Here is an 11,473-nt window from a genome sequence, read left to right as displayed (position 1 = left end):
ACACGGCATTCTGTAGGCGGGGTTGAAGCGGCTCGAGTGAACGAGATTTTAATTTAGGCGATAAAAATTGGCTATACTTTTTTCTGAGTAAATGAATACCTGGATTTATTAGCAAAAAATGGATGGGCAGGGTTTCAGTTATTTTGTGTTTTGAAGGCAAGTAATCTTAACAGCTCTCATCTCTATGGTATAGGAAAGCTATTAATAATTATTTAGATATAAGGCCCTCTATTATAGAGGGTTTTATTGTAGGGCATTATATACAAGAGGTAACAGAAGTAACCTTTACTCCTCATTTAGATCAAGAACATTTCCATCATTATCAAGAATGAATGTGTAGTAATAATTTTTTCCATTCAGGGTGTAGCTTACTCCGTATATAATACCTTTCTCTAAACTTACTGAAAAGCAACTATCTGGATATGAAAGACGAACCCTATCACCAACCAGTAATTCTTTATAATTACTTCCATTTGTAGAAAGAACATAACGGCTAAGTATATCTTTTTTATTTACGGTAAAACAAACCCGCCCATTATCGATATAGATTGATTGCCGTTCACCTGTTTCCGCCCCTTCTCGACCTTTTCCTAGACATCCAGTTAGCAATATAACTATTGGAAGAACAAAAAAATATTTTATCATCTCTGAAATCTCCCTAATACTTTCTCATATTTGGATAATAAATCTCTTGCAGGTACTGATGGATCATACTCTCTCCAGGCATAAAGATTACCGTGACCATAAGAACCTATGTACCAATTAATTCAGAAGAAGCAAAGTGGCCTACATAAAGCCACTTACATATGGATTTACAAGGAAAGTGTTTATTTGACTGCATCGAGTATTTCTTTTAAAAAATCACTAAAGTTATCAAATGAACCGTATATCGATTCTGTAGAGGCATTATCACGAATTTCAAATAGATTCATTTGTGTATCATATGTAAATAATGATATGCCATCCTCGCCAATAACTAAGCGTTCTTGTAATTCAGGATCTAAATAATCATTATTTCGATAAAACTCATTCATGATGAATAAATTTTTAACTATTGGTCCTGGAATTGATAAACTGAACATTGTAAGCCCGTTATATTCAAACCCATCCATCGTTTCTATCAATGTCTTATAATCAGGTTGATTTACTAGAAGAAGACGAGTTTCATTTCCAATTTGATTAAGTATTGATGATGCCGTTTTTTCACATCCTTTTTTTAAATCATCAAGAAATGATGCGTTAATGGGCTGTTCGATTGGGTACTCCAAATCGGTCATCATCGTTCTCAATTGTTTTAGCATGCTTATTACATCTGAATTCATTTTTATACCCATCAAATTATTTAAGCGGATAAATCGAGCCGGTAGGCATAACCCATGGAGTAACTTTGCTATCTCCCGGTAGCATACCTCTTGTCGATGTTCTTTGCATATTTGTTAACACCTTATGGAACGGCTCTTTTTCAATTAAAGATAAATTCTCAAAAGCATTTGTTCCACCATCATCTAAAGGTAATTTATGGTGAACTTCCCAGCCATTTGGTGCTGTACCTTTACTCATTTTGAACAAATCTGAAGGTTTGAAGACGTTAGCTGCATCAGAAGAATCTGATAATTGATTAAGAAATTTCTTCCTCACTGTATTATTAAATTCTTTCCTCAGCAACATAGTTTCAGGAGGATCACGTTTTATATAGTTTATTTCTTTCACTTCTATATTGTTTAATACTTTCGTCTCTCCCCTTACCTTATCTAAGTAATTATATACCCCTTCTAAAGAATCACTATTAGGTCGTTTCGCTAACAGAATTGAAGCCGCCGCAATAGCTGTACCAGCCGTTTGTTCATTCAGTACTTGATCATAACCCTTTACTGCGTCTCCGCCTTACTGCTCTGCTGTTTTCCTGAAGCCCTCAACATTACCATTATAAACACCGCCAGCAGCCAGTAAACGTCCTGCGGACTTGCTGTTAATCGTCTGGTATGTCTGCTCAGAAGCTGGTGCTGATGTTCCCCCGGAGAACGACAGTAAAAACGAAGTTGGGCGGGGCTTTCCTGAACGGTAGTATCTGCATCCTACAGAATTCCGGTACTCTTTCAGGATCTGTTCAGCACCATTCAATTCAAAGGCCTGGTAATTCTTACAGATAAGTAAGCCTTCTTCATCAATATAGAAAAGTCCTCCAGGCGAACCGTACCGGTTTAACATCACGACTTCGCCTCTGAAAACAAGATACCTTATACGTCTTTCCGTAATGAATCCATTGGAATGATTATTCTGATACGCATAGCTACGCGAATATGAGGGTCGTGGTCTCAGCCCTTTAACGTAATAATGATTACGGTATTTATCATCAAACTCGTACTCCTGTTTGATGTAATCCCCTTTAAAAGAAGGACGGGTTATCAGTTCATACTACTCTGGTTCAAGATTATCCCTTGAAAGGTAAAACAAGTAAAACCCCGGCAGACTAAAACTCATAACCAGCTTCTTTTGGTAACGGTTTTTGCATTTTATAACCAGAGGGCATTGAAAAAATCCGTTTTACAAAAATAAATTGTTAATGCAAGTGGTATTTTATATGGGTTATTACATGCTAATGCTTAATGGGGATTCATGGTTGTCTGCTTCTCCCCTTGCACATTTAATCTTACGCCGTATATATATTGATTGATACTGAGTGTAGAGATGCTAATGGTTTGAGTAGGTCAGACGTTGATTTGAAAAAACATTAAGTTCTTTAGTTTTCTTGTGGGGTACAAAATGGGGTACAAGGTAAGATAGCGTGAAAATGTAATATTCATAAGCTCAATCTTGTGTCAACACGTGACTTCGCGTAACCTGCTAACCGATAAATAAATGTTATCACTATGACTCGGGGTGCCCTTCTTTGTGAAGGCTGAGAAATACCCGTACCACCTGATCTGGATAATGCCAGCGTAGGGAAGTCAGATGCCTGCCAGGCATCCCTTCTTCACAGCCTGGCAGGAGCGAACCATGCAACCTGACCTGCTTCACCGCGCCCACGTCGCGCAAATCCTTCACCAGTTTCGAACCCGTTCTCCCCTTGTTCACTGTATGACTAACGACGTCGTGCAAACCTTTACCGCTAATGTGCTGCTGGCGCTGGGGGCTTCTCCGGCGATGGTCATTGAGACAGAAGAAGCACAACAGTTTTCCTCACTTGCCGATGCCCTGCTCATCAATGTGGGCACCCTTACCCATGAACGCGCACAGTCGATGCTGTCGGCCATTCATAGCGCGCGCGAAGCCGGAACGCCCTGGACACTGGACCCGGTTGCCGTGGGCGCGTTGTCGTTTCGTACCCGATTCTGTCACGAGATTATGATGCTGCAGCCTGCGGCCATCCGTGGCAATGCATCTGAAATTCTCGCCCTGGCGGGGATGAGCGAAGGTGGTCGCGGTGTCGATACCACCGACGCGGCCAGTACGGCACTTCCTGCCGCTAAGGCGCTTGCCCGCCAGACCGGCGCAGTGGTTGCCGTTACTGGTGAAGTGGACTACATCACGGATGGCATGCAAACGCTACGAGTGATCGGAGGCGACCCGCTGATGACCCGCGTGGTTGGCACTGGCTGCGCACTCTCGGCGGTGGTGGCGGCCTGCTGCGTGCTGCCCGGTGACCGGCTCTGTAACGTCGCAGCCGGATGCGCGTTTGTGGCGCAGGCGGGGAGCCTGGCGATGACGAACTGTAGCGGGCCGGGCAGCTTTGTACCTGCGTTTCTCGATGCGCTCTATACCCTGGGCGGGGAGGGAATGGCATGAAACGTATCAATGCACTGACGATAGCCGGTACGGATCCCAGCGGTGGCGCGGGGATTCAGGCCGATCTGAAGACCTTTTCGGCGCTGGGCGCCTATGGCTGCTCGGTTATCACCGCGCTGGTGGCGCAAAATACGCGGGGTGTGCAGTCGGTTTATCGCATTGATCCTGACTTCGTCGCTGCGCAACTCGATTCTGTCTTCAGTGACGTCCGTATTGATACCACCAAGGTAGGCATGCTGGCGCAGACCGATATCGTTGAAGCAGTGGCCGCCAGATTACGTCACTATCAGGTAGCAAACGTTGTCCTCGACACTGTAATGCTGGCAAAGAGTGGCGATCCTCTGCTGTCGCCTTCGGCGGTAGGAGCACTGCGGGACCATCTGTTGCCGCAGGTTTCATTGATTACCCCGAACCTGCCGGAAGCCGCAGCTCTGCTCGATGCGCCTCATGCGAGTAACGAACGGGAGATGCATGAACAGGGTCGGGCACTGCTGGCGCTGGGCTGTGAGGCGGTGCTGATTAAGGGCGGGCATCTCGATGACGCCGAAAGCCCGGACTGGCTTTTTACCCGCGAGGGAGCAACCCGTTTCACTGCGCCTCGCATAATGACCAAAAATACCCACGGCACCGGCTGCACGCTGTCGGCTGCGCTGGCGGCACTGCGCCCGCGTCACGCTGACTGGCACGCAACGGTGGATGCGGCAAAAATCTGGCTTAATGGGGCGCTTGCGCAGGCGGACAGCCTGGAAGTTGGTCACGGCGCGGGCCCGGTGCATCATTTTCATCAGTGGTGGTAACGTTATACCCGAAACGTGCCAGCAGAAAATGCTGAAAAAAGCGGCGGCGGTGGCAAAAAGGGGGCATGCGTACCAGGCTTAGTCTGCCCATTTATCGGGTCAGGACAACCACCTTCGCCGCCGGGCGAAGCTTACGGGAGCATGAAAATGACTGATATTGCGCAGTTGCTTGGCAAAGATGCCGACACGCTTTTACAACACCGCTGCACCACCATTGCGGCGGATCAGCTCTACCTGCCGGGGGAGGATTATGTCACCCGCGTCATGATGGATAACAATCGCCCGCCAGCGGTGTTGCGTAACATGCAGACGCTCTATAACACCGGGCGGCTTGCGAAGACAGGCTACTTGTCTATTTTGCCGGTGGATCAGGGTATTGAGCACTCTGCCGGCGCGTCGTTCGCTGCTAATCCACTCTACTTTGATCCTAAAAACATCGTTGAGCTGGCGATTGAAGCGGGCTGCAACTGCGTTGCATCCACCTATGGGGTGCTGGCGTCGGTTTCACGCCGCTACGCGCACCGTATTCCGTTCCTCGTTAAGTTGAATCATAACGAAACCCTGAGCTATCCCACGGAGTATGACCAGACCCTTTATGCGAGCGTAGAGCAGGCGTTCAATATGGGGGCCGTTGCTGTCGGCGCAACCATATACTTCGGTTCTGAACAGTCGCGTCGTCAGATTGAAGAGATCTCCGCCGCCTTTGAACGCGCTCACGAACTGGGAATGGTGACGGTGCTCTGGGCCTACCTGCGTAATTCGTCCTTTAAGAAAGATGGTGTCGACTATCATGTTTCGGCGGATCTGACCGGCCAGGCAAACCACATTGCCGCGACCATCGGGGCGGACATCGTTAAGCAAAAAATGGCGGAAAACAACGGTGGCTATAAAGCAGTAAACTTCGGTTATACCGATGATAAAGTCTACAGCAAGCTTACCAGTGATAACCCTATCGACCTGGTGCGTTATCAACTGGCCAACTGCTACATGGGGCGGGCAGGCTTGATCAACTCCGGCGGTGCCGCAGGCGGGGAAACAGACCTGAGCGACGCCGTGCGCACGGCGGTTATCAATAAGCGCGCCGGCGGCATGGGGTTAATTCTGGGGCGCAAAGCGTTTAAGAAATCTATGGCTGATGGCGTGAAGCTGATCAATGCCGTTCAGGATGTCTATCTGGACAGCAAAGTCACCATCGCGTAATGCCACTTTTCCCTCCCTCGTGAGGGGGAGGGACGCGGTGTGATGATGGCTGCACCTGTTCACTTCTCCTGCACCTGTACCGGGAAAGCTCTGGCGCGTCAGACGGCCGCCTGGCGCAGTAACGGACAGTCGGCAGGAAGGCGGCATTTGAGGGCGGCGGGCAGGATGTGAATGCTGAAGTTCTGCCCCTTAAGCGGTTCGCCGTCGAGGTTAAAGGTGATGTCATGCGGCGCGCTAATTTCAAACCAGGCGGACTGTCCGTCTACAATATGCGGGTTGTCGTCCGGCTGCGTCAGCGTGGTAAACAGCGTCGGGAGAATTTCATCGCCGGTGAAGATGCGTAGCTCCAGCTGACCGTCGTTAATAAGCGCCTGAGGACAGAGCTGTTGCCCGCCGCCTGCCTGACGTCCGTTGCCAATACCAATCACCAGCGCATCACCCTGCCAGTGAAAATTCTCGCCAGTGATTTCACAGCGGTCTGGTTTTACCGTATCCATACGCATCAGGCCATGAACGACATAAGAGACGCTGCCAAGGGCCGCTTTGAGTTTCTCCGGGGTTTCGGTAGTAATACGGGTGCCGAAACCGCCTGTTGCCATATTAATAAAGCAGGTGTTGCCGTTAACTTCGGCGATATCCACGGAGACGGCGTCGCCAGCGATAGCTAACTGAAGGGCTTTATCCAGAGGTTCTGGGATCCCGGCGCTGGTGGCAAAATCATTTGCCGTGCCCAGCGGCAAGATACCCATTGCCGGTGCATGCTGAGACTGGCTGCGGACCAGCGCCGTGGCCACCTCGTTGATGGTGCCATCTCCGCCACCGGCAATCACGGTCTCAACGCCCAGCGCAATCGCCTCGGCAACGTAGCGTTCTGCATCCCCTTTCTCCCAGGTCACCCGAACCTGGATCGCCACTCCTTCATTGCGAAGTAACGTAATGGCCTCACGCAGGAGTTCGTCACCTGCGCTTTTCCCGTTGAGGATCAATAAACTGCTCGGAAAGTTGCTCATCCTTTCTGCCTTATCAGAACACTGTTGGGGAAAGTGTATCTCAGGAGTGAGAAGTGTGCCTGCGGATGGAAAAGGAGAGGAGAAAAAAATCAGCCTGCGTAAGGGAGATTACGCAGGCTAAGGAGGTGGTTCCTGGTACAGCTAGCATTTATGGGTTATGTTTTTCAGCGAAAAAGATAATACCCATATTGAGCGCAGCGGTATGTGATCCGATTCTAAGATTCTTCTGCTGGTAAAAAATAACGTCAGTGAACTACTTCGCGTGCGGGTTACGCGTGCTCTGCCCGTTGAAGTTACGCATTAACAGCGCATATTCCAGCTGCACATCATCCGGAACCGGCAGCCAGACGGTATGACCATCACCCGGCGCTACGCTTACCGCTTCACCTTTGCCATTTTCCATCTGCTCCAGCGTGAAATTAATGTTGCCCTGCGGCGTCATCAGTTCGAGGCTGTCGCCCATCGTAAATTTATTTTTCACCGCAACGGCGGCCAGCGGGCCTTTACGCTCGCCGGTGAATTCGCCGACAAACTGCTGACGCTCGGAGATGGAATAACCATATTCGTAGTTCTGGTAGTCGTCATGAGTGTGACGACGCAGGAAGCCTTCGGTGTAACCACGGTGGGCGAGCCCTTCCAGGGTATCGAGCAGCGCTGGATCAAAAGGTTTACCTGCAGCCGCATCGTCGATCGCTTTGCGATAGACCTGCGCGGTACGGGCGCAATAGTAGAAGGACTTGGTGCGGCCTTCAATTTTCAGCGAATGTACGCCCATTTGGGTAAGACGCTCCACGTGGGCAATGGCGCGCAAATCTTTGGAGTTCATGATGTATGTACCGTGTTCATCTTCAAACGCGGTCATGTATTCTCCCGGACGCTGGGCTTCTTCGAGCATGAACACTTTGCTGGTCGGCTCACCAATGCCAAGGGTCGGCTCTACGTTCTGTACGGGAATAGGTTCATGGACGTGCACGATATTACCCACATCGTCCTCTTTGCCTTCCTGAACCTTATATTCCCAACGGCAGGCGTTGGTACAGGTGCCCTGGTTCGGATCGCGTTTATTGATGTAACCGGAAAGCAGGCAGCGGCCGGAGTAGGCCATGCACAGCGCGCCATGAACGAAGATTTCAATTTCCATGTCCGGCACCTGGGTGCGGATCTCTTCGATTTCATCCAGTGAGAGCTCGCGAGAGAGGATCACACGGGTCAGCCCCATCTGTTTCCAGAATTTCACCGTCGCCCAGTTAACGGCGTTAGCCTGCACGGAGAGGTGAATATCCATCTGCGGGAAGTGCTCACGTACCAGCATAATCAGGCCCGGATCGGACATAATCAGTGCATCCGGCCCCATATCCACTACGGGTTTCAAATCGCGAATAAAGGTTTTCAGCTTGGCATTGTGCGGTGCAATGTTTACCACCACATAGAATTTTTTACCGAGCGCATGGGCCTCGTTAATGCCCAACTGCAAATTCTCGTGATTGAATTCGTTATTACGCACGCGCAGTGAATAACGAGGCTGGCCCGCATACACGGCGTCCGCACCGTAAGCGAAAGCGTAACGCATATTTTTCAGCGTTCCCGCCGGGGAGAGGAGTTCCGGTTTAAACATGATGTGCTCTTTCTGATGACAGGTCAGATCCACCTCACCAGGTGAGGCAGTAGGGGAGATCCCATAAATTTAGGGCGGGATTGTAGCGCTGCGCACGGAGTGAGTAAACCACTGTTTGACCGGGTTTGTCTGCGTGGGCACGCAGGACACGTATGATGGCTTATCATTTATGTTGAGAATTTGTAGCGAGTAAAACGGATGTAAAAAATTACGAAATTAAACATAAAGAACAAACCAGAAAAACGCTATTCAGTTTATATTATGAGGTTATTGATTAATATTGATATTTATAAAGGACACAAGCAGTTATGTAAAAATTTTACGGACGAGGGAGGATGGATTTAGCTTTTTTGAAGAGATATATATCTTTTCTTGAGGAACTATTGTCTTTATTTTTTCGGTTCCTTCAGGAAGCAAAGGAATATGCGATGAAACAATATCTTCTGTTAATTTTTTTGTCTTTATTGGTCGTACCGAAAACATTTGCAGTCGCCATTGATTGTTCAAGCGGAGCGTCAAAAGCCGTCATTAATTTACCCGTGCCTTCGAACAAAAAATCGATGACAACGGGACTGGCCGGTTTCTCTGGGCAGTATCGTGAAATAGCGTCTTGGGTACAGTTTCTGGGCAGCACCAGGGCCGCCGAATGTCACCCACGAGGCGGAACATCAGCGGGTGCGACCCATTACGTCACTTATATTGAAGCCTATCCGGGAACAACGGTTCTGCGAAACGGCAGTGATTATATCTTTCCAACCTCAATAAAAGGCCTGGGTCTCTCTTTCCGTGACATGGGGTCAGTCTCTCCTGTAACCAATAATGCCCCAGTTGGTCCGCCATCAAATCCGTTGAAACTTGAAACCTCCCTTTCAGTAAAGGCAGGCCGTAATTTTAGTAATTTTCCTCTAAAATTTAAAGTATCCTTATGGAAAATTCCGGTAATCAGCGGGCAGTCAGAAATTCCATCTGTCGGTAAGGTTTTATTTAACGGTGCGACTATCATCGCCGCACAAATGAATGACAGTGCGATGGATTATTACAGTGCAACTTCACCTAATAATGGTACCTATTCACTGGCTAACAGCTGGACAATAAGTTCATTCGAAATTCGAGGGGAACTGGACACTACCTCCGGTACCTGCTCTTTAAACAATAAAACCGTATCTATGGGTTCCCACAATATGAATATGACTGGCGGTATATCCGACTGGAAAGACGCCAGTTTTACCGTGCAATGCCCGGCAGCCAGGGGCTACGGTGTTGACTATACGCTCTCTTCAAATACAGTGGTTGCCAGCACCAGTAATGCAAAATACAAAAACAGCGGGTTAATCATATCCGTCTCGCCGTTAAGAGGCGCAACGGTGCAGGATGCGGTGAATGGCATTATCACCCTCGACGGTACCAGTTCGGCAACCGGATATGGTGTGCAGCTTGCGTGGGGAGATATTTCAACCTTACCGACAACAAATGCACCTCCTGCCAAAGCCGTGAGTTTTACCCAGGCCGTTGATGCCGCCACTATTTCAGATTACGTCACAAAAACCTATAACCTGGGCGAGATCCCGGCCCCGCAACTCATTAAAATGGCGGCTCGTTACATCCGCACACCGGGGGCCGTCGCACCCGGCACGGCTAATTCAGCTGTGGAAGTGATCGCCAGTTATAACTGACCTGAAAGAGAACACTGGCCAGTCGTTAGAACGCTTACGGCAGGTAGCCAGATATCATCTTGTCTATCTTGGGTTCATGCGGCAACAGTGCTGCCAGAGTTTCGCGCTGCACGGAAGTAGGGGGGATGCCTGCCTGATTAAAGCGGCTGATCCACAGCTGGCACTCGGCTTCGCGCTCATCCGCGGTCAATCGGGTGGAGTGGTGCAGGAGCAGAATCAAGCCATCCCACTTGTTCAATTGCCGAAGCAAGCGTAAGTAGATAGCGCGATGTGCGGGAGAGGGGGAGGTGTTCAAAAGCTGCTTCACATCATCAGGCGTAAGGGTAAATGACGCCCGTGTGAGCAGATGGTGTGCAGCCAGTGCCATAGACAGCGAAGGCTGTAGCAGCGCATCCAGCAGCTGAGGTTTGCTCTCTTCCCCCTGCAACTCAATAAGAATATGCAGAGCTGCTTTACGCACTCCCGGTTCCGCTTGTCTCCAGGCGCGCTTTGCCAGCGGCAGCAATTCCGGATAACGCGCCTCTTTTAGCCCATATAGCGCCGCGCGGCGTTGGGTTGGGGCGGCATCGGTGGAATTTAATATCTCTAGCCAGAATGCACGGGCATCAATACACTCTTCGAGCATATGGCGTGTACGCTGCTGAATCAGCGCGTTTTTATCCAGTAACAAGCGCTGATGCAGCGTCTCGGGAGGTAATTGCCGATGTTCATCAAGATAGAAAAGCACTGCCCGGCGAATACGCACCCAGGGGTCGCAAAGCAGGCGTATTTGCAGCGCGGCAGAGAGCGCGCGGTTACGCGCCAGCCAGTCGTCGACCGCCAGTGCGCGCAGGTTGCTGTCACGGTTGGCAAGCACCGCGAGCAGTGCGTCTTCATCATCGAGCCTGTCCTGCTCAATCAGCGTGTGCAGTGCCGCATCGCGTACCGCGCGTTGTGGGGAGCACAGCGCCTGTTGCAAAGCGGGGAGATCTTTGGTCACCAGAAAAGTCGAAACGGCCGCCACAAATTCACGATGGTCGTAGCGCGTGCGCCCGGCAAGCTGGCGAATGGCTGGTAGCTTGTCAATAAACGCCGGAATATGGTCGACGGTCAGCAGCGCTCTGACGGCCTCATCGGCAGCATGATGAATAGGTTCAACCCAGTCATTAACGGCGACGATAAGTTCTCCGAGCGCCGAGATATCACGCTTTAACGCCAGTGCCTTAACCGCTTTTTCCCGGACATAGCCATTATGGTGCCGCGTCAGCTCGCGCAGCGCGTCAACCAGGAACCTGCCGTCGCCTCCGGTTGTGACATAGCCGCACCAGGGCTTATCAAGCAGTGCCAGGATCTGCTGATGTAACTGCGCTTCGTTATCGTACATGGGGTTTCCTTTCCCGGTGAACCAGTGTG

At 49.9% G+C, this 11,473-nt stretch carries 9 protein-coding genes, 1 pseudogene and 1 riboswitch; of the genes and pseudogenes, 4 read left to right on the top strand and 6 right to left on the bottom strand.

Features of this window, described 5'->3' with window-relative positions:
- Positions 1-285 precede the first annotated feature (285 nt).
- The 3 genes and pseudogenes from KXR87_RS06870 to KXR87_RS06860 form a co-directional block, all read right to left on the bottom strand.
- The gene (locus KXR87_RS06870) at positions 286-645 is read right to left on the bottom strand and encodes a putative T6SS immunity periplasmic lipoprotein (protein WP_437431509.1); all 360 of its coding nucleotides are present in this window, start codon (positions 643-645) and stop codon (positions 286-288) included.
- A gap of 182 nt (positions 646-827) precedes the next feature.
- Entirely contained in the window at positions 828-1,322 is a 495-nt protein-coding gene (locus KXR87_RS06865) for a YrhA family protein (protein WP_437431508.1), read from the bottom strand.
- A 16-nt stretch (positions 1,323-1,338) separates the two neighbouring features.
- Positions 1,339-1,983 (bottom strand): annotated as a pseudogene (locus tag KXR87_RS06860) (HNH endonuclease signature motif containing protein); the annotation flags it as partial.
- 883 nt (positions 1,984-2,866) lie between these two features.
- Positions 2,867-2,963, top strand: a riboswitch (TPP riboswitch).
- A 34-nt stretch (positions 2,964-2,997) separates the two neighbouring features.
- Between KXR87_RS06860 and thiM the strand changes: the two are divergent.
- The 3 genes from thiM to fbaB all read left to right on the top strand — a co-directional run bounded on the left by thiM (position 2,998) and on the right by fbaB (position 5,783).
- Positions 2,998-3,786, top strand: coding sequence for a hydroxyethylthiazole kinase (thiM, locus tag KXR87_RS06855; protein WP_437431507.1), 789 nt, complete (start codon positions 2,998-3,000; stop codon positions 3,784-3,786).
- Positions 3,783-4,583, top strand: coding sequence for a bifunctional hydroxymethylpyrimidine kinase/phosphomethylpyrimidine kinase (gene thiD / locus KXR87_RS06850; protein WP_437431506.1), 801 nt, complete (start codon positions 3,783-3,785; stop codon positions 4,581-4,583). The genes thiM and thiD overlap by 4 nt, the downstream gene beginning before the upstream one ends.
- Positions 4,584-4,730: 147 nt before the next feature.
- The gene (gene fbaB / locus KXR87_RS06845) at positions 4,731-5,783 is read left to right on the top strand and encodes a class I fructose-bisphosphate aldolase (protein ID WP_437431505.1); all 1,053 of its coding nucleotides are present in this window, start codon (positions 4,731-4,733) and stop codon (positions 5,781-5,783) included.
- A gap of 98 nt (positions 5,784-5,881) precedes the next feature.
- Here fbaB and yegS read toward each other — a convergent pair whose 3' ends face one another.
- Positions 5,882-6,793, bottom strand: a complete 912-nt coding sequence (yegS, locus tag KXR87_RS06840) for a lipid kinase YegS (protein WP_437431504.1) — start codon at positions 6,791-6,793, stop codon at positions 5,882-5,884.
- 253 nt (positions 6,794-7,046) lie between these two features.
- A complete protein-coding gene (gene trhP / locus KXR87_RS06835) occupies positions 7,047-8,408 on the bottom strand; it encodes a prephenate-dependent tRNA uridine(34) hydroxylase TrhP (protein WP_437431503.1) in 1,362 nt (453 codons plus the stop codon).
- 335 nt (positions 8,409-8,743) lie between these two features.
- Here trhP and KXR87_RS06830 point away from each other — a divergent pair, with 335 nt between their 5' ends.
- The gene (locus KXR87_RS06830; RefSeq protein WP_437431502.1) at positions 8,744-10,081 is read left to right on the top strand and encodes a fimbrial protein; all 1,338 of its coding nucleotides are present in this window, start codon (positions 8,744-8,746) and stop codon (positions 10,079-10,081) included.
- A 34-nt stretch (positions 10,082-10,115) separates the two neighbouring features.
- On the opposite strand, the gene KXR87_RS06825 is transcribed toward KXR87_RS06830, so the two are convergent.
- Complete coding sequence (locus KXR87_RS06825; protein ID WP_437431501.1) at positions 10,116-11,444, bottom strand: HEAT repeat domain-containing protein; 1,329 nt, start codon at positions 11,442-11,444, stop codon at positions 10,116-10,118.
- Positions 11,445-11,473: the final 29 nt, after the last annotated feature.

Source organism: Yokenella regensburgei (genome assembly GCF_051486985.1).
GTDB lineage: Bacteria > Pseudomonadota > Gammaproteobacteria > Enterobacterales > Enterobacteriaceae > CBFFRJ01.
Note: the sequence above shows the minus strand (reverse complement) of the source record. Positions and strands in the feature narration are given on the sequence as shown.